Genomic DNA, 26162 nt, shown 5'->3' with positions numbered 1-26162 from the left:
GGTATTAGCTGGTCAAGGATGGCGATCATACCTCAGAAGCCGCGCCACACCTCGCTCATACGAGGGGATGGTTAAGGTCTACCATCACATTCGTAAAGAATTCGAAAATCTTGCCAGGACCAGGCAGAAAATGGTCGTGACGACCAGACGAAGGAAAAAGACAAATAATGGAACAAGAGAGAGACTGAGCGCTTAAATATCAGACTAATATAGCAGGCCTATAACGGACTTATTCGTCGCCATATAACGGCCCCATCGTCAGCCCACTTCCCGATATTGTGTCTGTGCCCGGACTCTGGCTTGCATCCGGTTATTCATCACCTTGATCACTGCAAAGCGCGGCAGCGTCTTGCTGTTGGTCAGCACCAGTTCGTCGGTCAGGTTCAGGCAAACGCTCGCCTGATCGCCGGCTTCGATGACCATGAATTCCCCCCGACCGTGGGGAGTATCCATCCACACCAGGGATCCCATCTCTGGAATAACATGAGCCTGCTGTTCATGAAAGAACCAGCTTTGCGGCATCAGGGGTTTATAAAAACGGCTGACGGCGATGGCATTGAGGACCAGCTGGACCTGGTGGGGCGTACTCCAGTCGAGTTCAGCGGCCTTGTCCATCAACTGGTAATAGAGGGCGGCATCATCCACACAAAAAGGCTGGGTGGTGAAAGAACAGGGAACAAGTTGTCGACCTTTATATTCGGTGGCAAATATCATGCGATCGGACAAATCCAGCATCAGGCGATCATCCTGAGCGTCATAATGCCACTGCCAATTGTCATTGGGTTGAATACACATGGTGGTGCCCTTATCTAAGCCGTCCCTCGACTTTATTCCATGTCGAGAATTTGAGCAACGTTAAATAAGGGCAACCGGTTATTTTTTAAATATGGGTAACGATCTCTTTGACCAGACTCGGCCCTTTATAAATAAAGCCGCTGTAAATCTGGACAAGACTGGCACCCGCTGCCAGTTTTTCCCGAGCCGCCATGGCGCTGTCGATACCACCCACACCGATAATGGGCAGGGCGCCGTCGAGGGCCTTGGCCAGGTGGCGGATCACCTCGGTGCTCTTGTGCTGGAGCGGACGACCGCTGAGCCCGCCAGCCTCTGCGGCATGGGGCATGTCATATATCATCTCCCGCTCCAGAGTGGTATTGGTGGCGATGACACCGTCAATACGGTTCTTGATCAAAGAGGCGGCTACCTGATCTATTTCATCGAGTGACAGATCCGGGGCAATTTTCACGGCCAGCGGCACATACTTCTTATATTTCTCGGCCAGCTCCTGTTGACGCTGTTTCAATGCGGCCAGCAGTTCATCCAGTGCATCGCCATATTGCAATTGACGCAGACCCGGGGTGTTTGGCGAGGAAATATTGACCGCAATATAACCGGCGTGGTCATACACCTTGTCCATGCAGAGAAGGTAATCATCCTTGCCCTGCTCGATGGGGGTGTCCTTGTTCTTGCCGATATTGATGCCGATCACCCCCTGATATCTGGCCTCTTTCACCTTGGCCACTAGGTGATCGACTCCCTTGTTGTTGAATCCCATGCGATTGATGATCCCCTCGGCCGGGATCACCCGGAAGAGACGAGGCTTGTCATTGCCGCTCTGGGGTCTGGGGGTCACGGTACCGACCTCGATGAAACCGAACCCCATGGCGCCGAAGGCATCTATGCACTCCCCGTCTTTATCCAGACCGGCGGCCAACCCCACCGGATTGGCAAAATTAAGCCCCATGACGGTGACGGGGCGTTTGGGCAGAGAGTGGCGGAAGAAACAATCAAGCGGGGTACCAAGAAGGCGGGGCAAATATTTGATGGAGAGATCGTGAGCCTGCTCCGGATTGAGTTTGAACAGGAAATGCCTGGCGAGTGGGTACAGCATGCTTGCTCCTTAAAAAAAGCCCCGGCAACTGGCCGGGGCTTTTGGGGTTATGCCGAGGTTCGGCAATTCAACTGGAGCAGGTTCAACTCTCGCAAGGCCACCGAGAACTTGGCGAACTCGTGCGTGCTCGTGGTCTTGAAGTCGGCCAACATGTGGGTCCAACGGGACAAGAGTTGCTCATGCTCCGAAATCCAGTCGGCCATTATGGTAGCGCATTCCCCCTGCTCTTTGCACCCTTCCAGTACCACGGAGGTGAGGCTGCGTTGCTGCCAGTCCAGATCTTCGCGGAAGGAGGCCCGCGCCATCGCCTGCCAGTGGTTGCCCACCGGCTGATGGTTGATCTGTTCGAGGAACCAGTGCAGATCCAGCTTGGCGCCCAGGCGGTAGTAGACGTTGGCAACCCGCAGGATGTCGGTCTTGTGCTCCGCAGCAATCTGCGCCAGATCCAGGCAGGAGAAGAGGCTGCTCATGTGGGCCACGCGACGGGCGATGGCCTCCGGCACCTGTTTCTCCACCAGGGCGGCGACCGCCTGGCTGTGTTCGGCCACTTCGCTTTCGTCCATTACCTCATAAAGGTGCTGACTCAGGGTCTCGAAGGCCGGGCGGAAGAAGGCGATGTTCTCGCCGATGCTCCAGCTGCGGTTGCGGGCGCGCAGGAACCAGCGGGTGGCGCGGCGTACGATGCGGCGGCTGTAGAACATCAGCTCGAGCTGGGTCTGGGCATCCACCCCGTTGTCACACCCTTCGATGTCACGCCACAGGGCGCCGAGGCCGAACACTTCCCGGGCCATGGCGAAGCAGCAGGCCACTTCCGCCACCGAGGCACCGGTCTCGTCCTTCATCCGGCTGGCGAAGTTGAGCCCCATGTCGTTGACCAGCATGTTGGCCACCCGGGTCGCGATGATCTCGCCTCGTAGCGGGTGCTGGGCCAGGGCAGCGCCAAATTGCTGCTGCAACTGGGTCGGGAAGCTGGTGACCAGCATGTTGGCGAGGAAGGGCTCCTCGGTCACTTCCGGGCAGTTGAGCTGCTCTTTGAGCACCATCTTGCCATAAGCCACCAGCACCGCCAGCTCGGGTCGGGTCAGCCCCTGCCCTGCCGCCATCCGCTCGGAGAGCTCCTCGTCGGAGGGGAGGAACTCGAGTGCCCGGTCCAGCTTGCCTTCCCGCTCCAGCCCCTGGATGAAGCGCTGCTGCTCTTTCAGCTGCTCGGCACCACGGAAGGCGGTCACCGAGATGGACTGTGACTGGCGATAGGCGTTGGTGATGACCACCTGGGCCACCGCATCCGTCATCTCGTAGAGCATCTGGTTGCGCTGCTTGAGGGTCAGGTCACCGGCCGCCACCAATTGGTTCAGCAGGATCTTGATGTTGACCTCGTTGTCGGAGCAATCCACCCCGCCCACGTTGTCGGTGAAGTCGGTGTTGATGCGACCACCCTGACTTGCATACTCCACCCGGCCAAGCTGGGTGAAGCCAAGATTGCCACCCTCGCCCACGATGCGGGCACGCAGGTCACGACCATTGACCCGCAGCACGTCGTTGCTGCGATCCCCGACGTCGGCGTCGCTCTCGCGGGCGCTCTTCACATAGGTGCCGATGCCGCCGTTCCAGAGCAGGTCGACGTTCAGGCAGAGCAGCGCCTTGATCAGCTCGTTCGGGGCCATGCCGCTCTTGTCGGTGCCGAGCAGGGTCTGCATTTCCGGACTCAGCTTGATGGACTTGGCAGAGCGCAGGAAGATGCCGCCCCCCTTGGAGATGAGCTCACGGTTGTAGTCATCCCAGCTGGAGCCGGGCAGCTCGAACAGGCGCTTGCGCTCGACGAAGCTCCTGGCCGCATCCGGGGTCGGGTCGACGAAGATGTGCATGTGGTTGAAGGCGCCCACCAGCTGGATGTGCTCGGAGAGCAGCATGCCGTTGCCGAACACGTCGCCGGCCATGTCGCCTATCCCCACGCAGGTGAAGTCGGTGGTCTGGCAGTTGATGCCAATCTCACGGAAGTGGCGCTTGACCGATTCCCAGGCGCCGCGGGCGGTGATGCCCATCTTCTTGTGGTCATAGCCCACCGAGCCGCCGGAGGCAAACGCATCGCCGAGCCAGTGGCCGTATTCGAGGCTTATCTCGTTGGCGATGTCGGAGAAGGTCGCGGTGCCTTTGTCGGCCGCCACTACCAGGTAATAATCATCCTCGTCGTGACGCACCACGGATTTGGGCGGGATCACCTCGCCGCCGATGATGTTGTCGGTCACGTCGAGCAGACCGCGGATGAACAGACGGTAGCAGGCCTTGCCCTCCTCATGGATGACGGCACGGGGGGCGCCTGCCGGCATCTGCTTGCAATAGAAGCCGCCCTTGGCGCCCACCGGCACGATAACGGTGTTCTTCACCTGCTGGGCTTTCACCAGACCCAGCACTTCGGTGCGGAAGTCCTCCTTGCGATCGGACCAGCGCAGGCCGCCACGGGCCACCTTGCCCCAGCGCAGGTGTACCCCTTCCACTCGCGGGGAGTAGACGAAGATCTCGAACTTCGGCAGCGGCAGCGGCATGTCGGTGATGCTGGAGGGGGCCAGCTTGAAGGAGATGTAGGGCTTGATGTTGCCCGCCTTGTCCAGCTGGTAGTAGTTGGTGCGCAGGGTGGCGTCGATCATCTCCACATAACGGCGAATGATGCGATCGTCATCCAGGTTGGCGACCTGATCCAGCTTGGCCGCAAGCTCCTCGTGCAGCTTGGCCTGCACCTTGGCATCCTGCTTGATGGCCGGATCCAGGCGCTGTTCGAACAGAGTGAACAGCAGTTGGGCGATGTCCGGATAACGGGTCAGGGTCTCCTCGATATAGGACTGGCTGAAGGAGACGCCGGTCTGGCGCATGTATTTGGCATAGGCCCGCAGCACGGATACCTGACGACCGGTGAGGCCGGCACCCAGCACCAGACGGTTGAAGCCGTCATCTTCCAGGGTCTTGCTCCAGATGGCGGCGAAGGCCTGCTGGAAGCGCTGCTGGCTCTGCTCCAGATCGAACGGTTGCTCACCGCGCAGCAGCATGGAGAAATCGAGGATCCAGAACACCTCGCCGGTGGGGGTCCGTACCTGATACGGGGTCTCGCCGATGACGCGCAGCCCCATGTTTTCCAGCATGGGCAGGACGTCGGAGAGGTGGATGGGTTCGCTTCGGTGGAACAGCTTGAGGCGTACCCGGCGATCGTTCTCCTCCTCCTGGGCGCGGTAGAACAGCATGCCAAGCGGCTCGGCCTCGCTCAATCCATCCAGGGCCATGATGTCCGCGACGGCAGAGCCCGGCAGCACATCTTCCTTGTAGGCACGGGGGAAGGCGGTGCTGAAACGGCGGCGCAGCTCGTTACCGCGGGCCTCGCCATAGTGGGAAAGCAGCACGGAATCCAGGCGGTCATCCCAGCTGCGGGCCGCTTCAATCAGGTTGTTCTGTACTTCGTTCACATCCACATCCACGTTGTTGTTGTTGACCCGCACTATGTAGTGGGTCCGTGCCAGCACGCCCTCGGTGAAGTAGACGTTGAACTCCACATCGATGCTGCTGCCAAAATATTTCTGCAAAATCTGCTGGGTCTTGACTCGCAGCGCCGTGTTGTAGCGCTCCTTGGTGACATAGACCATGCAGGAGAAGAAGCGGCCGTAGACATCGCGGCGCACGAACAGGCGCAGCATGTCCCGCTCCTGCATCTCCAGCACCCCGAGACCGGTGGCCAGCAGCTCCTCTTCACGGGCCTGGATCAGCTCGTCGCGCGGGTAGGTTTCCAGCACGTTCAGCAGCGCTTTGTAGGCATGAGAGCCCGATTCAAAGCCGGAGGCGGCCATGATGCGCTCGAGGCGGTGGCTGATGAGGGGGATCTGGGTCGCACTGGTGTTGTAGATGGAGGAGGCATACAGGCCGATGAAGCGATCCTCTCCCACCACCTTGCCGTGCTCGTCGAAACGCTTGATGCCGATGTAGTCCACATAGGCCGGACGATGCACCCGGGACTTGCTGTTGGACTTGGTGAGGATCAGCAAGTCGGAACTGAGGGCCGCGTGACGGGCGCTGGCGGGCATGGTGCCGAGGCGCTGGCCTTCGTCCTTGATGGAGTTCTTCATCAGCCCCAGGCTGGACTCGGGCTGCGGCAGGATCTCGTGATCCCCCTCCACCGCCTTGACGTCGTAGCGACGATAACCCATCAGGGTGAAGTTGTGGGCGGCCACCCATTTGAGGAAGGCGACGCAGGAGTCCACCTCGGCCTGGCTGACCGGGTTCTTGCGTTTGGGCAGCTCCTCGATGATCTCGTTCAGGCGCGCCAGCATGGGCTGCCAGTCTCCCACCGCCAGGGCCACTTCCCGCGCCACCGAGTTGAGCTCGGCAGTCAGGGCGTCCATCTCCTCTTCACCGGTCAGGTGATCGATTTCGATGAGGAAGGCTGTTTCCACCGAGGTCTGCTCTGCGGTGTTGTCCAGTTCCAGGATGGCGCCAATCTTGCCGCCTTCGCTGCGGATCAGGTGCAGCGGCTGGTGCAGCATCATGTGGGCGGTGATGTTGAGACGCTTGAGGGCCATGCGGATGGAGTCCACCAGGAAGGGGGAATCCTGCAGGATGATCTCGACGATGGTATGGGGAGACTGCCATCCGTGGCGGGTCAGCTCGGGGTTGTAGACCCGGATATAGGGCTCGATGCCGGTACGGTGGTTGAGGGCATTCCACAGACTGAGGGCGGCGCCATAGAGATCGCTGTCATTGCGGTCATGCAGATCAGTGCTGGCCATGTTGCCGTAGAACTTGGCAACGAAACATTCGACCAGGGAGGCACTGTTTTTCGGCAATTTCTGGTGGATCAGACTGAGAACGTTTTCGAGCAGAACGGATGTAGGGGCGTCTTTCAATGCCATTGCTAGTTTCCTTATCGGACGACATCACAGACACGGCGACATCCACCCAGGATGCGCGCCGGTACAGAGTTGCAGCGAAGTGTAATGGCTTGGATCAAGGAAGGCGAGCAAAGGTGATAACGGGATGTTAAAAACAAGGGACAGATCACGGCTTGGGTTGTGATAAATTTTGCCAAGTTGGCAAAATTCAGAAAATCGCACTGGTTGCCGCGCCATTTACCGGATAGATAGTGACTTAAAGCAGATATTTACCCGGATTGATGTTCAAGTTTTGTTAATTTATGCGTTCCAGGGAAATGAAGCGATGATCGTCCTGGGTTTTCAGTCGAAAGTAGCCGTGAACGCCGCTCTCCGACACAAAACGCCGGATTTTCTCCAACCCCAGCTCCAGGGTCAGACCCTGCTCGGTACGTACCACCAGGCGGTTCACCTGCCCCTGGTACATCAACATGATCTCGTCGCGGCCAAGGGAGAGCCGAAAAGTGTATTGCCTCATGTCACCTCCTGGTCATCCATGAAAAACGGGCAGGAGAGCCAGACTCCCCTGCCCGCCGTCGTGACGCTTATTGTGCCAGCGCCTTGCTCACCTTCTCGAACAGATCCCGCGCCAGCCCGTCCAGGTTGGCCAGGCGGGTCAGCTCGGCGCGAACCAGCGCCTTGCGCCCCTCATCGAGCCGCTTGAACTGGATAAGCGGGGTGATGAGGCGGGACGCCACCTGGGGATTGACCTCGTTGAGCTCGATCAAGAGATCGGTCAGGAAGCGATAGCCGCTGCCATCGGCGGCGTGGAACTGCACCTGGTTGTTCATGGCGAAGCTGCCGATGAGCGCCCGCAGCCGGTTCGGGTTGCGGATGCTGAAGGTCGGGTGCGCCATCGCCTGCTTCACGTCATCGAGCACATCCTTGGCCGGCTTGGCGCCCACCAGCCGCAACCAGTTGTCCAGTACCAGGCCATCATGGGCCCACTTGCCTTCGAAGTCGGCCAAAAGCGCGGCGCGGCACGGCAGCAGATGGCTGTTGGCCACCTGGAGTGCAGCCAGGGTGTCGGTCATGTTGTCGGCGGCCCCGTACTGCTCGCGCACCAGGGTATCGGCCTTCGCGGCATCCAGCGCCGCCAGATAACCCAGCACCACGCCCTTGAGGGCCCGTTTGGCCATGTCGGCATGGACCACCTGATAAGCCGACAGACGCAGGCTCTCGTAGCACGCCAGCAGGCGGTCGCCGAAGGCGTGGGCCAATGCGGTCTGGATCCCGTTGCGCACCTGGTGGATGGCGTCGATATCGGCCACCTCGAACAGCTCGGCCAGGGTCGCCTCTCCCGGCAGGGCCAGGATCTCTGCCTTGAGGGCGGGATCCAGTGCAGCCTCGTCCAGAATGGCAACAAAGGCCGCCAGCAGGGTGTGGGAGAGTTCAACCCTCTGCCCGTGCTGGACCCGCGCCACCCCGTCGATCACCGCCTTGTTGATCAGCATCTGCGCCGCATCCCAGCGGGCAAACTCGTTGCGGGCATGGCGCATCAGGAAGGCCAGGGCCTCGTCGCTATAGTCATAGTGCAGCTTGACCGGGGCGGAGAAGTCCCGCAGCAGGGAGGGTACCGGTCTGACCGGCACCCGATCGAATTCGAAAGTCTGCTGTGCTTCCAGCACGTCCAGCACATTGCCGATGGCCTTGCCCTGGTATTGCAGCGGGATGACGGCACCCTGTGCATCGTAGAGCTCGATGTCGAGGGGGATATGCAGCGGCAGCTTTTGTGGCTGATCCTGGGTCGGCGGGGTGTGCTGGCTCACGTGCAGACGATAAACACCACTCGTGGCATCGTACTCGTCGGTCACGGTGAGCTCGGGGGTGCCGGACTGGCTGTACCAGCGGCGGAAGCGAGCGAGATCCACCCCGGAGGCATCCTCCATCGCCTGCACGAAGTCGTCGCAGGTGGCGGCAGAGCCGTCGTGACGCTCGAAGTAGAGGCGCATGCCCGCCTGGAAGGCGTCCTCCCCCAGCAGGGTGTGCATCATTCGGATCACTTCAGAGCCCTTCTCGTAGACGGTCAGGGTGTAGAAGTTGTTCATCTCAATCACCACATCCGGGCGGATGGGGTGGGCCATGGGGCCGGCATCTTCGGCAAACTGCGGACCGCGCACGGTGCGCACGTTGTTGATGCGGTTGACGCCGCGCGACCCCAGATCGGAGGAGAACTCCTGATCCCGGAACACCGTCAGCCCCTCTTTGAGGCTTAACTGGAACCAGTCGCGGCAGGTGACACGGTTGCCGGTCCAGTTGTGGAAGTATTCGTGGCCGATCACCCGCTCGATGCCGTGGTAGTCCGCATCGGTGGCAGTGGCCGGGTTGGCCAGCACGAACTTGGAGTTGAAGATGTTGAGCCCCTTGTTCTCCATGGCCCCCATGTTGAAAAAGTCCACCGCCACGATCATGTAGATGTCGAGGTCATACTCAAGGCCGAAACGCTGCTCGTCCCAGCGCATGGAGTTGATGAGGCTCTCCATGGCGAAACCGGCGCGGTCCAGGTTGCCCTTGTCCACGAAGATCTCGAGCGCCACCTGGCGGCCGCTTTTGGTAATGAAGTGGTTGCGTTCCACATCGAAGTCACCGGCAACCAGGGCAAACAGGTAACTCGGTTTGGGGAAGGGATCCTGCCACTGCACGAAGTGGCGACCGTCGTCCAGATCGCCGCTCGCGACCTTGTTGCCATTGGAGAGCAGATAGGGGTACTTGGCCTTGTCGGCGGTGATGCGGGTACTGTAACGGGCCAGGATGTCTGGCCTGTCCATGTAATAGGTGATACGACGAAAGCCCTCGGCCTCGCACTGGGTGCAATAGGCATCGCCGGATTTGTAGAGCCCCTCCAGCGCCGTGTTGGCGGCGGGATCGATGTCGGTGACCACGGTCAGCACGCACTCGGCCGGCAGGTTGAACAGAGTCAGGCTGCTCTCTCCCTGCTCGTATTGCTGATAGGGCACGCCATCCACACTGACGCTGACAAGGTCAAGCCCCTCGCCGTCCAGCACCAGGGGTTCGTTGTGATCGCCGCTGCGACGCAAACGGGAGATGGCGGTGACCCGGGTCAGGGGCTCTTGCAGCTGAAAATCGAGATCCAGACTGTCACACCAATAGAGGGGAGCCTGGTAATCCTGGCGATATTTGGCCGTCATGGCCTGAGGTTGTTCAGTCATTATTGTGTGCTTCCACGCTTTGTTATTGACGTGTCAGAGGCTGTCACAAGGCTCGGACAGGGTCAAATAGTTTGCATTCAGGCAAAAGAAAGGGCGACCCGAGTCGCCCTTGTCATTTCGTTGCCAGCATCAGCTATTCTTGCTGAGGGTGGCCAGATCCGCCGTGATGTTGGCCGCTTCCACCTGGTATTCGTCAGGTGCCTCGAAATCGGTCGGCAGTTCATCCAGGCTCTTCACCGTCGGCTTGCCAAGACGGGTCAGCCGCTCATTGGCTCGCGCCAGCGCCTTCTCGTCCTGTTTGGCCTGTTCAGCCAGCCGCTCGGCTTCGTTCAGGGAGACCGACTTCTTGTCCTTGTCCGCCTGATACTCCTTGATGTCCTGCAGCACATAGGCAAATTCCGGATCCTTGGTGATCCGTGCCTCGTGGGCCGCTTTCAGCTTGGGCAGCAGGCTGGAGAAGTCCCCCAGTCGCTCGTAGCTGGCCGAGGCAATCTTGTCCCAGGGCAAGGCGTTGAACTCGCGGCTCTCCCCCGTCTCCCCCGGCGCTACCGCAGTCGGGAAGGCGATATCGGGTGCAACGCCCTTGTTCTGGGTGCTGCCGCCATCGATACGGTAGAACTTGGCGATGGTGTACTGCACGTGACCCAGCGGCTGCTCGTAGAAGTCATAGACCTTGGCGAGGCTGCGATGCTGCTGCACCGTCCCCTTGCCGAACGAGTTTTCGCCGAGGATCAGCGCACGACCATAGTCCTGCATGGCGGCAGCGAAGATCTCGGAGGCCGAGGCGCTGTAGCGGTCGATCATCACCGACATGGGGCCACCGTAGTAGACATTGCCGTCGTCGTCGCCATTGACGGTGATGCGACCCATGTGATCACGGATCTGCACCACGGGGCCGCTGGCAAAGAAGAGACCGCTCAGGGCGGAGGCTTCCGTCAGGGCACCGCCACCGTTGCCGCGCAGATCGACGATGAGGCCGTCGATCTTCTGCTTGTTGAGGCTGGAGATCTCCTTGATCACGTCGTCGTGCAGGTTGACGTAGAAGCTCGGGATCTCGAGCACGCCGATCTTCTTGCCCTCGGCGGTGATCACCTTGGACTTGGCGGCTCTGTCTTCCAGACGCACCTTGTCACGCACCAGCTCCACCAGCTCGGTCTTGGCGGTCGCGCCCTTGCCGCGCTGGATCTCCAGCTTCACCTTGCTGCCCTTGGGCCCCTTGATGAGCTCGACCACGTCGTCAAGACGCCAGCCTATGACATCCACAATCTTGCCGTCGTCCTGCCCCACCCCGGTGATCTTGTCATCGGGTTTCAGGTGATTGGACTTGGCCGCCGGGCCGCCTGGCACCAGGGAGCGGATGACGGTGAAGTCATCTTCCGCCTGCAGCACGGCACCAATCCCCTCCAGCGAGAGGTTCATCTCGGTGTTGAACCGATCGGCGCTGCGCGGAGACAGATAGCTGGTGTGCGGTTCAATGGCGCGGGCGAAGGAGTTCATGAAGAGCTGGAACACGTCCTCGCTCTCGGTCTGGGACATCCGCTTGATGGCGTTGTTGTAACGCTTGCCAAGCAGCTCCTTGATCTCGGGCCACTCCTTGCCGCTGAGCTTGAGGCTCAGGGCATCGAACTTGACCCGCTGACGCCACAGCTCGTTGAGCTCGGCTTCATCCTTGGGCCAGAGAGCCCCTTCCCGATCGAAGACGTAATTGTCTTTCTGGGTAAAATCGAAGGGAGTGTCGAGCAGTTTGAGGGCGTATTCGAACCGCTCGTACCGCCGCTGCTGACTCAGGTTGAACATCTCGTAGGCCGGAGCCAGTCGCCCTCGCTCGAGGTCGGTGTCAAAACCGGTACGATATTTCTCAAAACGGCTGATGTCAGAGGCCAGAAACAGGTTGCGGCTGTAGTCCAGATTCTCCAGATACTTGTCAAAGATCACGGAGGAAAAGGCGTCGTCCAGCTTGAACTGTTTGTAGTGGGAGCGGGTAAACAGATTGGCAATTCGCTTGCTGGCCGTAGCATGTTGGCTCTCTTGAGCCAACACAGGCAAATCACTTTCCTTGAGCACCGGTTCGATGGCCTGTGCGAGCCCGGCAAGCGCCAGGCTACAGGCAACGAGTGAAAAACGAATCACGCCATGCTTCAACATTCGTCTCCTTAGAGAACCAGATGCTCGAACTTGACCCGCAACATCATGCCGGTCTGCAATTGAACCTGTACGTCATCCTTGGTCACTTCCTTGATGGTCGCAGGCACAGGGGACTTGCCCAGCACGACGCGAACGCCCTGCTCGACTTTCAGGGTAGCGGCATCCACTTTCACCAGCGGCGCATCGGCGACCGGTGCAGCCTTGGGAGCAGGGGCGGACTTGGGCTTGTCGGAGCGAGGAGCGTCAGCCTTGCGCGGCGCGTTGCGACGCGGCTGCTTGGGCTTGTCTTCCTTCTCCTTGGTGTTGGTGCGGCGGCTGGCAAAGACACGTTCCTTGCTCTCCTTGAGCGCCTGTTTGGCATGCTCGATGTGCTCTTCGGTGAGCAGCTCGCCCGGGTTGCCGTCCAGATCGACACGGGCCTGGCCAGCCTTGAGGCCATGCAGGTAACGCCAGCTGGAGGTGTATTGACGCAGAGCAGAGCGCAGCATGGTCTTGGAGACTCTCTCGTCATCAGCAAGACGCGCGGCCAGATCCTGGAAGATGCCAATCTTGAGTGGCTTGGCCTCTCCTTCAGCGATGAAGCAGGCCGGGAATTTCTCGACCAGGTAGGCGACGATCTCTTTACTGTTCTTCAGCTTTTCAGTGTTTTCCATGTATAACCTTGGCTTTCATATAGACGCACGGGCATGCCCGAACACAACAAAGGCCCCATTATAGAGAGCTTGGGACCTTTTGCGAACCATCTAGCAATGACTTAGAGCATGCTTTCCAAAATTTGCACCGTTTCTTCGAGGCCAATCCGGTCCTGCTCGTCAAAGCGGTTAAAGATTGGACTGTCGATGTCCAGCACCCCGATGATCTCCCCGCCACGGCGCAGCGGGATCACGATTTCCGAGTTGCTGGCACCGTCGCACGCAATGTGCCCCGCGAACTGGTGCACGTCGTCCACCAGCTGGGTCTTGCCCTCGGCCACCGCTGTGCCACAGACGCCGCGCCCGACCGGGATGCGCACACAGGCCGGCTTGCCCTGGAACGGGCCGAGAACCAGGGTCTCGCCCTGCAGCAGGTAGAAACCAACCCAGTTGATGTCAGCCAGTTCCTGATTGAGCAAGGCAGACAGGTTTGCCAGGGTGGCGATCATGTCGGGTTCGCCCTCCAGCAATGCCTGGGCCTGCTGGTTGAGCGTGCGATAAAATGCTTGTTTTTCAATCATGATTAAATGAACTTCACTCCTTGATAATCAATGCAAGGTACCGTCCTGCCTGAAAATTTCAAATCAATTTTCAATTATCCCCCCTCCTGGGGCTCGATGAGAGTCCGTTCAACGTGCCGCGCCCAACGTCAGTTGATGGCGCTGGCCATTGCTCCACTCGATGGTCAGGAGCCAGTCCATCGCCTCGGTCGTACAACTTCCCACCTGGGTCACCCCTCGCCACCCCGCATCGCTGGCTTCAAACAGCACGGGGATGAGCCCCATGAACATCTCCTTGCCCTCGAGCCAGGCCTTGACCGGCGTGATGGCCGGCACACCCCCTTGAAGGCGCAGGACAAAGTCATGTTCAGGGCGGATCGGCAAGCCATCGATGCTGACCGTCAGCGGGCGATCCCCGACGATGAGGCGGCAGGGGCTGTGGGACAGATCACAAATCTGAACATTGGTGTCCTCTTCATGATCGCTTCCAGTGCCTGAAAACCAGGTACGATAGGCCATCAGGGAGAGCAAAATGACCAGCACCATGGACAGGTGGACGATTTTGCGTGAAGTGAGTCTCTCTTTCATGAAAAAACAGCTCTGTAAGGTACTTTGAAAATGTAATTTTCGTGATCTGGCGCAAGGTAAAAACTGGCGGACATGAGGCCCGCTGGAGCCAAATATATCACTGTTTGTACTGTTATTTTACCGGTCATTTCAGTATCATTCTCAATGAATTTTCATTTAACCACCTTTTGCTTTTCCTTTTATTAACAGATGTTAACGGGAGGATTTTGCAAAACCGGGGTGAAAATGGCCCAGGACACCGGGCAACACAAACAACAGCATCGGAAGCGGAATACAACGATGAGCCATACAACAAACCACCCTGAGTACAACTACACCGTTGTGCGCCAGTTCACCGTCATGACGATTGTCTGGGGTATCGTCGGCATGTCGGTGGGTGTATTGATTGCAGCCCAGCTGATCTGGCCTGCCCTCAACTTCGACACCCCCTGGCTGACGTACAGCCGTCTGCGTCCCCTGCATACCAATGCGGTCATCTTCGCATTTGGTTGCAGCGCCCTGATGGCCACCTCCTTCTACGTGGTGCAACGCACCTGTCAGGTCCGGCTGTTTGGTGGTCCCCTCGCCTCCTTCGTGTTCTGGGGCTGGCAGGCGATCATTCTGTCTGCAGCCATCTCGCTGCCGCTGGGGTACACCACCTCCAAAGAGTACGCCGAGCTGGAGTGGCCCATCGACATCGCCATCGCCGTGGTCTGGGTGAGCTATGCCATCGTCTTCTTCGGCACCTTGGTCAAGCGCACCACCTCCCACATCTATGTGGCGAACTGGTTCTTCGGTGCCTTCATCATCACGGTGGCCGTGCTGCACATCGTCAACAACATGGAAGTGCCCCTCTCCGGCATGAAGTCCTACTCCATGTACTCCGGTGCCATGGATGCCATGGTGCAGTGGTGGTATGGCCACAACGCGGTGGGCTTCCTGCTGACGGCGGGCTTCCTTGGCATGATGTACTATTTCGTGCCCAAGCAGGCGGGTCGCCCCGTCTACTCCTACCGCCTCTCTATCGTGCACTTCTGGGCGCTGATCTCCCTCTATATCTGGGCCGGTCCGCACCACCTGCACTATACCGCCCTGCCTGACTGGGCTCAGTCGCTGGGCATGGTGATGTCCCTCATCCTGTTCGTGCCCTCCTGGGGCGGCATGATCAACGGCATCATGACCCTCTCGGGTGCCTGGCACAAGCTGCGTTATGACCCCATCCTGCGCTTCCTGATCGTCTCCCTGTCGTTCTACGGCATGTCGACCTTCGAAGGCCCCATGATGGCGATCAAGACCGTCAACGCCCTCTCCCACTACACCGACTGGACTATCGGTCACGTTCACTCCGGTGCCCTGGGCTGGGTTGCCATGGTGTCCATCGGTGCCGTCTACCACCTGATCCCGAACCTGTTCGGGCAGGGGCGCATGTACAGTATCAAGCTCATCAACGTCCACTTCTGGCTGGCCACCGTGGGCACCGTGCTCTATATCGTCGCCATGTGGATTTCCGGTGTGATGCAGGGACTGATGTGGCGTGCGGTCAACGACGACGGCACCCTGACCTACAGCTTCGTGGAGGCGCTGCAAGCTTCCTATCCCTTCTACTTCGTGCGCTTCCTGGGTGGCTGCTTCTTCGTCACCGGCATGCTGCTGATGGCCTACAACGCCTATCGCACCGTCACTGCGCCCAAGGGTTCCCTGGAACCCGTCGCACAGCCAGCCTGATTTGAAGGGGTTTAAAGCATGAGCAACAACAACCGTCACGAGATTTTTGAAAAAAGCGTCCCCATGCTGGTCATTGGCATCATCTTCGCCATCAGCCTGGGGGGCCTGGTGGAAATCACCCCCCTGTTCTTCCAGAAGCAGACCAACGAGCCGGTGGAGGGCCTCAAACCCTACACCGCCCTGCAGATGGAAGGACGCGACATCTACATCCGCGAAGGCTGCACCGTCTGCCACAGCCAGATGATCCGCCCGTTCCGCGCCGAGACCGAACGCTACGGCCACTACTCAGTTGCCGGCGAGAGCGTCTGGGAGCACCCCTTCCTGTGGGGCTCCAAGCGTACCGGTCCGGATCTGGCCCGGGTCGGCGGCCGCTACTCCGATGACTGGCATCGCGCCCACCTCATCAACCCGCGTGATGTGGTGCCCGAGTCCAACATGCCGGCCTTCCCCTGGCTCGAGACCAATGTGCTGAGCGGCGAGCTGACTGGCAAGAAGCTGGCTCTGTTCCGGGATCACTTCGGCGTGCCCTATACCGATGCCGACATCGCTGGCGCCGGTGAGGCCGTCAAGGGCAAGACCGAGCTGGATGCGCTGATCGCCTATCTGCAATCACTGGGCCATGCCCTGAAATAAGGAGTCGGGATATGGATTACGGCACATTTCGCGGCCTGTACACCCTGCTGCTGATGGTCATCATGATTGGCATCATCGTCTGGGCCTACAGCAAGCGCCGCAAGGCTTCTTTCGACGAGGCCGCCAACCTGGTTTTTGCCGATGACGAGCAACCCAGTGCTGATAACAAGAACGCAGGAGCGAAGCAATAATGAGCACTCTGTTTAGCATTTTTGTGACCGTCATAAGCCTTGGCACCATTCTCGGCTGCTTCCTGCTGCTGGCCTGGTGCATGAAGGACAAGATGGGAGCCGAAGAGGGCAAACCCATGGGTCACACCTTCGACGGCATCGAGGAGATCAACAATCCCCTGCCGAAGTGGTGGTCCTATATGTTCCTCTTCTTCATCGTCACCGGGCTCATCTACCTGCTCGCCTTTCCGGGCCTTGGCAACTTCAAGGGTCTGCTGGGCTGGCAAAGCTCCAACCAGGATGTGCGTTCCTTGGCCGAGTCCAAGGCGGCGGCCGAGTCTGCCAAGGCCGAAGGACGCGCGGTGGAATACGACCGGGAACTCGCCAAGGCCGACGAGATCTACGGCGCCAAGTTCCGCGAGCTGACCTATCAGGCTGACGGCAAGAGCTACAAGGAGATCACCGAGATCGCCAAGGATCCGGAAGCCTTTAAGGTGGGTCAGCGCCTGTTCCTGCAAAACTGTTCCCAGTGTCATGGCTCCGATGCCCGCGGTGGCCGCGGTTTCCCGAACCTGACCGACAGCGAATGGCAGTGGGGCGGTGCCCCCGACCAGATCAAGACCACCATCATGGGCGGTCGTCAGGGGATCATGGCCGCCTGGGGCGATATCCTGGGTCAGGACGGGGTGAAGGAGGTTGCCTCCTATGTGCTGAGCCTCTCCGGTCGCAAGGTTGATCTGGTGGAAGCCAAGAAAGGGGAGGCACGCTTTGCCATGTGCGCCGCCTGCCACGGTCCGGATGCCAAGGGCGGCATCGCCTTCGGCGCACCGGATCTCACCAACAACATCTGGCTCTATGGCGGCTCCCGTCAGGTGGTCGAACAGACCATCACCCACGGGCGCCACGGCGTGATGCCGGCCTGGAAGGACATTCTGGGGGAAGACAAGGTACATCTGCTCGCTTCCTACGTTTACAGCTTGTCCCACAACGATCGGCAAAATCAGCAGTAACATGTGATAAGCACGTGATTAATCAGCAAAAAGCCTCGACTCTTCGAGGCTTTTTGTTATCTTGTGTCGGCTGAATTACCGCCATTTCGTTAACCATTTGTTTCGGTAGCATCATGACTCAACCCTGGTATCGCCAATTCTGGCCCTGGTTCATCATCGCCCTCCCCTGCGCCGCCGTGGTAGGCAGCATCGCCACCGCCATCATTGCCAGCAAGGATGGGGTCAACCTGGTGGCGGAGGACTACTACAAGCAGGGCAAGGAGATTAACCAGGATCTCAGCAAGTTCGATCGCGCCGAGGCGCTCGGCATCCGTATCGCCCTCAATGTCAGCGACAAGGAGCTGACGTTAAATCCACTGTCCGGGGATTTCCCCCTCGGGCAGGCACTGCACCTCTCCCTGTTTCATCCCACGTTGGCGGGCCTGGACAGCGAACATCTGCTGACGGCCGATGGCAAGGGAGTCTATCGCCTGATGCTCGACAAGCCCCTCACCGGCAAGTGGCACGTGCGGGTCGATGCCTTCAACCATGAATGGCGCCTCCAGGAGACGGCACAACTGCCGACTCAGGCAGCGATTGAGCTCGATCCCAAGGGACGTTGAATCACGAAGGCAGGGTGATCGGCACGCCGGTCAGCCGCCCTTCTCCCCGACCCGGCCTGCAGGGCTGCATCAAAGAGGGATGATCACCATGACCGGCTGTTTTCACTGTGGTGAACCGGTTCCCACTGGCAGTAACTTTACTCTCGAGATCAAAGGCATCGTTCAGCCGATGTGTTGCCCTGGCTGTCAGGCCGTGGCACAGACCATTCTCGAATGCGGCCTCGCCAGTTATTACGAACACCGCACCGCTCCCGGCATCAAGGGGGAACTGGTGCCCGAAGAGCTCGCCGCCCTCACCCACTACGATCTGGCGGAGGTGCAGCAGGAGTTCGTCACCGACACCGGTACGGGTCGCGAAACTACGCGCGAGATCCAACTGACGGTGGAAGGTTTGACCTGCGCCGCCTGTGCCTGGCTCATCGAGCGGCACCTGATGACCCTGCGCGGTCTGCGTTACATCAACGTCAATACCACCACCCATCGCGCCCGCATCAAGTGGGATCCGGCCCAGCTCTCTTTGAGCGACATTCTCAAGGGCTTTGCCAGGGTCGGCTATCGCGCCTATCCCTTCCAGACTCATCAGCAGGAAGCGCTCTACGCCAAAGAGGTGCGCAGCTACATGTTCCGCATGGCGCTGGCCGGCCTTGGCTCCATGCAGGTGATGATGTGCGCCGTGGCACTCTACATGGACCTCTTCATCAGCGTGGAAGAGGAGTTCATGATCTACTTCAAGTGGATAAGCCTTCTGCTCTCCACCCCCATCATGATCTACTCGGCCCAGCCTTTTTACGTGGGGGCATGGCGCAGCCTGAAGCAGGGGCACCTCTCCATGGATGTTTCGGTGTCGCTGGCACTGATCGGCGCCTTCGTCGCCTCCATCTGGGCCACGGTCTTCAACACGGGTGAGGTCTATTACGACTCCATCACCATGTTCGTCTTTTTCCTGCTGTTGGGCCGTCTGCTGGAACTACGAGCGAGGCGCAAGGCGTCGGAGTCGAGCTCCAACCTGGCGCGTCTGGTGCCCATCATGGCGACCCGCATCGATGATGACGGCGAACACGAGGTGGCCGCCAAGACGCTGCGAGTCGGAGACAGGGTGCGGGTACTCGCGGGGGCCACCCTGCCGGCAGACGGCATCGTCACCTTGGGCCAGGCCAGCCTCAACGAATCCATGCTGACTGGCGAACAGTTGCCTCTGCTCAAGCAGGCCGGGGATCCCGTCTATGCAGGCACCATCAATACCGATGCCCCCCTGGAGATCCGGGTCAGCCATCCCATTGAAGAGTCGCGTCTGGCCCAGATCATGCGCCTGCAGGATCATGCTCTGGACGACAAGCCCGCCATCGCCCAACTGGCGGACGTGCTGTCGCGCCACTTTATCCTGGTGCTCCTGATCATTGCGGCCGCGGTCTGGACCTTCTGGCATTTTCATCAGCCCGAGCGGGCCTTCTGGGTCACCCTGGCGGTGCTGGTGGCGACCTGTCCCTGCGCCCTCTCGCTGGCCACCCCGACCGCACTGACCTCGGCCACTGCCAACCTGACCCGCAGCGGCATCCTGCTGCGCTGCGGCCACGTGCTGGACATTCTGACCCGGGCCAACCGCATCGTGATGGACAAGACGGGAACCCTGACCACGGGCAACATCAGCCTGGTGAGCACCCAGCCCCTCGGCGAGCTCGACGCAGCCCGCTGCCTCGCACTCGCCCATGCCCTGGAGACCTACTCCGAGCACCCCATCGCCCGTGCGTTTCGAAGCAAACCACTGGCGGACGGGGTGCCGCTCGCCGCCAGCGACGTCACCCCCGTCATCGGCCACGGCGTGCAGGGAGTAATTGAGGGCAAGCATTACCGCATCGGCAGTGCACGCTGGCTCGAACTGGCGCAAGAAGAGAATGCCGCTCAAGGGCTGACCATCTATCTGGCCGATGAACACGGACTGCTGGCCCGTTTCATCCTGGCCGACACGCTGCGCCCCGATGCCGGTGCACTGATCCAGGCCTTCAAGGAGGCAGGCCTGCAAACCACCATTCTCACCGGCGACGGTTCGGACCAGGCGGACATGCTGGCCCGCGAGCTGGGGGTCGATGAGCTGGTAAAAGGGGTAACCCCGGACGGCAAGCTGGCCTATCTCAAGGCCCGGGAAGCGGCCGGGGATATCAGCATCATGGTGGGAGATGGCATCAACGACGCCCCTGTGCTGGCCGGCGCCCACGCGTCCTTTGCCATGGCGGGGGGCACGGATCTGGCCAAGAACAGTGCCGACGCCATCCTGCTGGCCGACGATCTCTCCCGTCTGCTGGCCGCCCGGGCCCTGGCCCTGCGCACTCGCAAGATCATCAAGGAGAACTTTGCCTGGTCCATCGGCTACAACCTGCTTGTGCTGCCGCTGGCTGCAAGTGGCTGGCTCCCCCCTTATCTGGCGGCTGCTGGCATGTCCCTGAGCTCCCTCATCGTGGTCACCAACTCCATGCGGCTCAACCGGTGAGCAGCCATCTGGCATCCTCCCGGGTGGCGGCACCTCTTGCCTCGCCGGGTTATCATCCCCCTTTCACCACAGGGTCCGCGCCATGAACATTATCTTCGTCCTCATCCCCATCGCCATCCTGTTCGTTGTCATTGCCGGCGCCGTCTTCTTCTGGGCCATCCGCTCCGAGCAGTTCGAGGATCTCGACAGGCAGGGCTCCAACATCCTGTTTGACGAGGAGCAGCGCCCCTTGCCCCCCTCTGAACAACAAGCAGAACAGGAAAACAGGCCCCATGACCAGCAGCCTTGACCTCATGGGCGCCCTGCTGGTCGGGCTTGCCGGTGCCGGCCACTGTATCGGCATGTGTGGCGGCGTGTCCGCAGCGCTCTCCATGGCCATACCTGCCGAGAAGCAGCATTTTTGGGGCAGGCTCGGTTATCTGCTCAACTACAACCTGGGGCGCATCCTGAGCTATGTGCTGGCGGGCGCGCTGGTGGGCGGCTTGCTCGCCACCACCACGGAGATAGGCGCTGGCAAACACGCCCTGGCAGGGCTTCGCCTCATCGCCGCCCTGCTGATGATAGCGCTCGGCCTCTACTTGGCTGGCTGGTGGCATGGCGTCTTGCTGCTCGAGCGCATCGGTGCGAAGTTCTGGCCTCTCATCAAGCCGCTGGCAGGCAGGTTTCTCCCGTTTACATCAGCCAGGCAGGCCCTCCCCTTTGGCATGATATGGGGCTGGCTCCCTTGCGGCCTCGTCTACTCCATGCTGACCTGGAGCGCTGCCGCAGGCTCCGCGAGTGGCGGGGCACTCATCATGCTCTTTTTCGGCCTCGGCACCCTGCCGACCCTGTTTGCGCTAGGGGGGCTGGCAGACCGATTGCGCTACTGGCTCACCCTGCGCAGCCTGCGCCTTGGGGGCGCCTTGCTGCTTATTGCCTACGGGATCCACACCCTCTGGATCGGGATGGCGTCCTTTTGAAACCCTATCCAAAACGGATGAGATGGTGGTAAACTTGTTTGATATAAATCAATTATTCATTTGAGCCTATGATCCCGGACAAGAAACCTGGCAGACGTATTCAGAGCGGTGGCTGTGCAATTCATTGCCAGGATTGCAGCATCAGCCAGCTCTGCATCCCCTTCACCCTGAACGATAACGAGCTCGATCAGCTCGACAGCATCATCGAGCGCAAAAAGCCGTTCCAGAAGGGTGAAGAGTTGTTCAAGGCCGGCGATGAGCTCAAGTCGCTCTATGCCATACGTTCCGGGACCATCAAGTCATACACCATCACCGAACAGGGTGACGAACAGATCACCGCCTTCCACCTCGCCGGTGATCTGGTCGGTTTCGACGCCATCCACAAGCAGGCCCACCCCTCCTTCGCCCAGGCGCTGGAAACCGCCATGGTGTGCGAAATACCGTTCGATGTGCTCGACGACCTCTCTGGCAAGATGCCCAAACTGCGCCAGCAGATCATGCGGCTGATGAGCAACGAGATCATGGGCGACCAGGAGATGATACTGCTGCTCTCCAAAAAGAACGCCGAAGAGCGCCTCGCTGCCTTCCTGCACAATCTCTCGGTTCGTTTCTCCGAGCGCGGCTTCTCCGCCAAGGAGTTCCGCCTCTCCATGACCCGTGGAGACATCGGCAACTACCTCGGTCTCACCGTCGAGACCATCAGCCGCCTGCTGGGCCGTTTCCAGAAATCCGGTCTCATCAGCGTCAAAGGCAAATACATTACTGTACTGGACAACGTTGCCTTGGGCGTCATGGCCGGAGCCACTCGTCCTCCCTGCGGTTAATCCCCGTTTATTCCCTTTTTTGCCGGATCGGATCACCCTGAAATTTGATCCGGCACACCTTCCCGTCTCCCCCCTTGGACTAAGCTGTAATAGCTAAAGAGTTGCCATCATTGGCCTTTTTGCTAAGGAGGAGAACATGGTCAAGTACCGAAACATTCTGGTGGTGATCAATCCCGAGGAGGAGCGCCAGATCGCGCTCGAGCGCGCGGTCAAGGTCGCCGAGCTGGATGAGGGTGCCCAGCTGACCCTGCTCCTGACGATTTACGACTTCTCTTACGAGATGACCGCCATGCTCTCGGCAGACGAGCGGGAAGAGATGCGCCATGGTGTCATCGCCCAGCGTCGGGAGTGGCTCGACGAGATCCTCACTCCCTATCGGGCCAGAGGGCTGGAATGCGAAGTGAAAGTGCTTTGGCACAACCGTCCCTTCGAGTGCGTCATTCAGGAAGTGCTGGAACAGCGTCACGATCTGGTCGTCAAGGCTACTCACAAACACTCCTTCCTGCAAACCTTCATCTTCACCCCCACCGACTGGCACCTGCTGCGCAAATGCCCCTGTCCGGTTCTGCTGGTAAAAGAAGGGCACTGGCAACGGGGGGGCAACCTGATTGCCGCCATCAACTGCTCGAGCGATGACAAGGAGCAGAAGGTGCTTAACGAGCGGATCACCCGCGAGGGGATCGCCATCGCCGAGCTGCTTGGTGCCAGTCTCTATCTGGTCAACACCTACCCGGGCACCCCGGTCAATGTCGCCATCGAACTGCCAGAGTTCGATCCCAACGCCTACAACGATGCCATTCGCAAACACCATGAAGATCTGCTGCGGGAACATGCCGATCAATTCGGCATCAACCACATGTGGACCAAGGTGGCGGAAGGCTTGCCGGAGGAGGTGCTGCCGGACATGGCGGACGATCTGAATGCCACCCTGATGATCATGGGATGCGTCGGCCGTACCGGCCTCTCTGCCGCCCTGCTTGGCAACACCGCCGAGCACGTGGTGGACAGGCTCAACTGCGACATTCTCATCCTCAAACCCGACGATTACAGCTGCCCTGTGGATGACAGGCGTCATCCTGCATAAGCGTTTCTTGCCCTCCCCCGGGACATGGCTATAATAAGCCGCTTATTTTTGTCCCGGGTTTGAGGCCATGCTAGAAGAGCTTAACGCCAAAGAGAAATACAGTTTCAACAAGCTGCAGAAACGTCTGCGGCGCAACGTGGGCCAGGCCATCGCCGACTTCAACATGATTGAAGAGGGTGACAAGATCATGGTCTGCCTGTCTGGCGGCAAGGACAGCTTTGCCATGCTCGACATCCTGATGAGCCTGAAGGCCAGCGCCCCCATCCATTTCGATCTGGTGGCCGTCAACCTGGATCAGAAGCAACCCGGCTTCCCCGAGCACGTGCTGCCCGAATACCTGAGCACTCTCGGCATCGACTTCAAGATCGTGGAAGAAGATACCTATTCCATCGTCAAGGAGAAGGTACCGGAGGGCAAGACTACCTGCGCGCTCTGCTCCCGCCTGCGCCGCGGCATTCTGTATCGCACCGCCCAGGAGCTGGGCTGTACCAAGATCGCCCTTGGCCATCACCGTGACGACATCCTCGAGACCCTGTTCCTCAACATGTTTTACGGTGGCAAGCTCAAATCCATGCCCCCCAAGCTGGTGAGCGACGATGGCAAGAACGTGGTGATCCGCCCCCTGGCCTACTGCAAGGAGAAAGATCTGGTGCGCTATGCCGAGGTCAAGGCCTTCCCCATCATCCCCTGCAACCTGTGCGGCTCCCAGGAGAACCTGCAGCGCCAGGCCATCAAGCAGATGATGCAGGAGTGGGATCGCCGCTTCCCAGGCCGTCTCGAGACCATGTTCACCGCCATTCAGGACGTGATCCCGAGCCACCTGCTCGATCACCAGCTGTTTGACTTCAAGAGCATCAATCGCGACTCCGGCATCATCGACGGTGGCGACAAGGCATTTGATCCGCCCGAGCTGCCCAAGGTGCCGCTGCTGGACATCGACGAGATGGACATGCTGGACGTGATTGAGGTGCGCTAAGCCCCGTCACCCACAAAAAAGGAGCGCCAGGCGCTCCTTTTTTCATTCTGGCAATCTGCGGACTCGGGTCGCTACTCCTTGTGTAGCCAGGGGGTCAGGCGCAGGATCTCCCCTTGCAGTTGCAGCTTGCCCTGGGCAAACCCCTTCAGCTGCGCATTGCTGAGCAGCAGTTGCCCCTGCTGCCAGGAGACGGCCTCCTGACGGGCACCCTCCACAAGGTAGGCTGTGCCTGCGGGCGCCACCATGGAGATCCGCACCCCTTCCATCTTGGGCAGGAAATACTGGCCGACCATGCCGGCCATCTTGTCGAGCAATCGCTGCATCTGCTGCTGACGCGAGACAAGTTCGGCCAGCGGCACCTCGGGTGTGGCGGGGGCGTCAGCCATCACCTGTACCGACAGATCACAGGCGGCGTGGGCCTCGGTGAGCCCCACCACCACGATCGCCTTGTCGAGGTTGAGATCATCGTCATAGGGCAGACGCAGTTCGCCATCCACCGTGACCTCGGCGGGCACATCCCTGTCCGGGGTCGAGACCCGGGCCGAGGTGAGCCCGCAGCGCCGACCGTTCTGTTGACTGGCCAGATAAAAGCCCAGTCTGGCGTGGCCAAATTCCCCCTTGGCGAAGGTCTTCATCTGGCTGTAGAAGGTGCCGTAGTCGAGTTCAAGGGACGGCTCAGCCTGTCCCAGCATGGGCATCAGCAGGAGCGCCGCCATCCCGTATCGCTTGTTCATATGCCATCCTTTTGCATCATGCTCCGGGCGGGTCGACACCGGCTGACCCCTGGTATTCCATTATGCGTTGAAATGATCCGGGCCCTGCCCGTTGTTGCCACTGGCAACCTCGGTCACTTCGACTGCCACCCCACACAGATCCCGGTAGAGAATGCCCTTGCAGTTGAAGTAGAGCGGCGCCACCCAGATAAGTCCCAGCCCCATGGGGATGAGCGCCAGGAAGAAGAGTGCCAGCATGACCCCGTGCAGCAGCACTATGCTGGGCCAGCCCCGGGCAAAGAGCTTGAGGGAGACCAGAATGGCCTGAGCCGGGGAAAGACCGCGCTCCAGCACCAGAGGTACGGTAAACACCAGCCCCATGCCCACCAGGGCGGAAGGGATGAAGGCCAGCATCACAGGCACACCCAGCAGCTCGAACAGGGGTCCAAACAGGCTGGTGATGAGGCTGCCGAGCAGACTCAGGCTGCCCAGGCGCAGGAAGTGGCGGAAGAAGTCGAACACCTGGCTCGGCCGGGCACGTACCCCCACCGACTGCTGCAACCCCAGCATGTCGAGGGAGGAGGTCATGGGTGACATGATCACCGTGACCAGCAGGCTCAGGATCAGGGCCATATCCATATCCCCTCCTTCACGGGCGACATAGGGCGTCAGCAAGGTATTGCTCAGCAGGATCCAGATTGCCATGACCCCGGCGATGGCCAGCGCCAATCCGAAACCGGTGCGACGAGTCTGTTGCCACCCCTCTTTCAACACCCCTTGCAGGTCCAGACGATATCCCTGGCTGAGGGACTGTTCGAGGGTTCCACCGATCCGCATTCTATTACTCAATTGACTGTCCAACATTCACTGACGACTGATCCAAGGTGGCACATTATAGCGGTTTGAACCGGCATGCGTAGCCGTTTTTCCTGTTATCTTCCGTTCAGAAAGCCATTGATACCAAAGGCCTTGCAGCCCTACTTGATGAAGTTCCCCTCACCCTTGGCCCCTCTGTCCAACGGGAGTAGGATGTTGACATCCTCCCCCACCTTAGCGCTTCGCGTCACAGGAGGGGGATCCCCATTACTGGGTGATAGCTGCTCGCGCAG

The 26162-nt window shown here is 59.8% G+C and carries 22 protein-coding genes; 11 read left to right on the top strand and 11 right to left on the bottom strand.

Translation table 11 applies throughout. From position 1 onward, the window contains the following. Nucleotides 1–258: 258 nt before the first annotated feature. The 9 genes from OKB81_RS10000 to OKB81_RS09960 form a co-directional block, all read right to left on the bottom strand. Nucleotides 259–795 carry a cell division protein ZapC gene (locus OKB81_RS10000; RefSeq protein WP_041211431.1) on the bottom strand — a complete coding sequence of 179 codons (537 nt, stop codon included), beginning with the start codon at nucleotides 793–795 and terminating at the stop codon, nucleotides 259–261. 85 nt (nucleotides 796–880) lie between these two features. Next, complete coding sequence (gene pyrD / locus OKB81_RS09995) at nucleotides 881–1891, bottom strand: quinone-dependent dihydroorotate dehydrogenase (RefSeq protein WP_270805228.1); 1011 nt, start codon at nucleotides 1889–1891, stop codon at nucleotides 881–883. Nucleotides 1892–1938: 47 nt separating this feature from the next. After that, nucleotides 1939–6780 carry an NAD-glutamate dehydrogenase gene (locus OKB81_RS09990; RefSeq protein ID WP_270805227.1) on the bottom strand — a complete coding sequence of 1614 codons (4842 nt, stop codon included), beginning with the start codon at nucleotides 6778–6780 and terminating at the stop codon, nucleotides 1939–1941. 274 nt (nucleotides 6781–7054) lie between these two features. Continuing rightward, on the bottom strand, nucleotides 7055–7276 hold the full coding sequence (locus OKB81_RS09985) for a DUF2835 family protein (protein ID WP_010674767.1): 222 nt from the start codon (nucleotides 7274–7276) through the stop codon (nucleotides 7055–7057). Between the two features lie 67 nt (nucleotides 7277–7343). Beyond that, nucleotides 7344–9968 carry an aminopeptidase N gene (gene pepN / locus OKB81_RS09980; protein ID WP_270663743.1) on the bottom strand — a complete coding sequence of 875 codons (2625 nt, stop codon included), beginning with the start codon at nucleotides 9966–9968 and terminating at the stop codon, nucleotides 7344–7346. A 129-nt stretch (nucleotides 9969–10097) separates the two neighbouring features. After that, complete coding sequence (gene prc, locus OKB81_RS09975; protein ID WP_270663741.1) at nucleotides 10098–12113, bottom strand: carboxy terminal-processing peptidase; 2016 nt, start codon at nucleotides 12111–12113, stop codon at nucleotides 10098–10100. 8 nt (nucleotides 12114–12121) lie between these two features. Next, nucleotides 12122–12766, bottom strand: a complete 645-nt coding sequence (gene proQ / locus OKB81_RS09970; protein WP_010674770.1) for an RNA chaperone ProQ — start codon at nucleotides 12764–12766, stop codon at nucleotides 12122–12124. A 101-nt stretch (nucleotides 12767–12867) separates the two neighbouring features. Beyond that, nucleotides 12868–13326: a GAF domain-containing protein gene (locus OKB81_RS09965; RefSeq protein ID WP_010674771.1), complete on the bottom strand. Its 459-nt coding sequence runs from the start codon at nucleotides 13324–13326 to the stop codon at nucleotides 12868–12870. A gap of 108 nt (nucleotides 13327–13434) precedes the next feature. Further along, complete coding sequence (locus OKB81_RS09960; protein ID WP_270663739.1) at nucleotides 13435–13893, bottom strand: hypothetical protein; 459 nt, start codon at nucleotides 13891–13893, stop codon at nucleotides 13435–13437. A gap of 279 nt (nucleotides 13894–14172) precedes the next feature. Here OKB81_RS09960 and ccoN point away from each other — a divergent pair, with 279 nt between their 5' ends. From ccoN to ttcA, 11 genes are all read left to right on the top strand, one after another. Next, nucleotides 14173–15597 carry a cytochrome-c oxidase, cbb3-type subunit I gene (ccoN, locus tag OKB81_RS09955; protein WP_010674773.1) on the top strand — a complete coding sequence of 475 codons (1425 nt, stop codon included), beginning with the start codon at nucleotides 14173–14175 and terminating at the stop codon, nucleotides 15595–15597. 18 nt (nucleotides 15598–15615) lie between these two features. Continuing rightward, nucleotides 15616–16230, top strand: coding sequence for a cytochrome-c oxidase, cbb3-type subunit II (ccoO, locus tag OKB81_RS09950; protein ID WP_010674774.1), 615 nt, complete (start codon nucleotides 15616–15618; stop codon nucleotides 16228–16230). An 11-nt stretch (nucleotides 16231–16241) separates the two neighbouring features. Next, complete coding sequence (locus tag OKB81_RS09945) at nucleotides 16242–16421, top strand: CcoQ/FixQ family Cbb3-type cytochrome c oxidase assembly chaperone (protein WP_010674775.1); 180 nt, start codon at nucleotides 16242–16244, stop codon at nucleotides 16419–16421. Beyond that, nucleotides 16421–17410: a cytochrome-c oxidase, cbb3-type subunit III gene (ccoP, locus tag OKB81_RS09940; protein WP_270663732.1), complete on the top strand. Its 990-nt coding sequence runs from the start codon at nucleotides 16421–16423 to the stop codon at nucleotides 17408–17410. The genes OKB81_RS09945 and ccoP overlap by 1 nt, the downstream gene beginning before the upstream one ends. 113 nt (nucleotides 17411–17523) lie before the next feature. Then, on the top strand, nucleotides 17524–18012 hold the full coding sequence (locus OKB81_RS09935; RefSeq protein ID WP_010674777.1) for a FixH family protein: 489 nt from the start codon (nucleotides 17524–17526) through the stop codon (nucleotides 18010–18012). 88 nt (nucleotides 18013–18100) lie between these two features. Next, complete coding sequence (locus OKB81_RS09930; protein ID WP_270805226.1) at nucleotides 18101–20497, top strand: heavy metal translocating P-type ATPase; 2397 nt, start codon at nucleotides 18101–18103, stop codon at nucleotides 20495–20497. An 82-nt stretch (nucleotides 20498–20579) separates the two neighbouring features. Then, on the top strand, nucleotides 20580–20786 hold the full coding sequence (gene ccoS / locus OKB81_RS09925) for a cbb3-type cytochrome oxidase assembly protein CcoS (RefSeq protein ID WP_041211434.1): 207 nt from the start codon (nucleotides 20580–20582) through the stop codon (nucleotides 20784–20786). Continuing rightward, the gene (locus OKB81_RS09920; protein ID WP_010674780.1) at nucleotides 20770–21456 is read left to right on the top strand and encodes a sulfite exporter TauE/SafE family protein; all 687 of its coding nucleotides are present in this window, start codon (nucleotides 20770–20772) and stop codon (nucleotides 21454–21456) included. The genes ccoS and OKB81_RS09920 overlap by 17 nt, the downstream gene beginning before the upstream one ends. Before the next feature lie 68 nt (nucleotides 21457–21524). After that, on the top strand, nucleotides 21525–22280 hold the full coding sequence (locus tag OKB81_RS09915; protein WP_010674781.1) for an FNR family transcription factor: 756 nt from the start codon (nucleotides 21525–21527) through the stop codon (nucleotides 22278–22280). A gap of 136 nt (nucleotides 22281–22416) precedes the next feature. Then, the gene (uspE, locus tag OKB81_RS09910; RefSeq protein ID WP_039040780.1) at nucleotides 22417–23364 is read left to right on the top strand and encodes a universal stress protein UspE; all 948 of its coding nucleotides are present in this window, start codon (nucleotides 22417–22419) and stop codon (nucleotides 23362–23364) included. 67 nt (nucleotides 23365–23431) lie between these two features. Continuing rightward, nucleotides 23432–24340 (top strand): tRNA 2-thiocytidine(32) synthetase TtcA, encoded by a 909-nt coding sequence (gene ttcA / locus OKB81_RS09905; protein WP_052814627.1) that lies wholly within the window; start codon nucleotides 23432–23434, stop codon nucleotides 24338–24340. A 71-nt stretch (nucleotides 24341–24411) separates the two neighbouring features. On the opposite strand, the gene OKB81_RS09900 is transcribed toward ttcA, so the two are convergent. Both OKB81_RS09900 and OKB81_RS09895 read right to left on the bottom strand, forming a co-directional pair. After that, entirely contained in the window at nucleotides 24412–25074 is a 663-nt protein-coding gene (locus tag OKB81_RS09900; RefSeq protein WP_041211435.1) for a DUF2987 domain-containing protein, read from the bottom strand. Nucleotides 25075–25134: 60 nt separating this feature from the next. Next, a complete protein-coding gene (locus OKB81_RS09895) occupies nucleotides 25135–25890 on the bottom strand; it encodes a hypothetical protein (RefSeq protein WP_052815447.1) in 756 nt (251 codons plus the stop codon). Between the last annotated feature and the right edge of the window lie 272 nt (nucleotides 25891–26162).

It is taken from the genome of Aeromonas sp. QDB56 (genome assembly GCF_027705505.1).
In the GTDB taxonomy this organism is placed as follows: Bacteria; Pseudomonadota; Gammaproteobacteria; order Enterobacterales; family Aeromonadaceae; genus Aeromonas; species Aeromonas caviae.
Note: the sequence above shows the minus strand (reverse complement) of the source record. Positions and strands in the feature narration are given on the sequence as shown.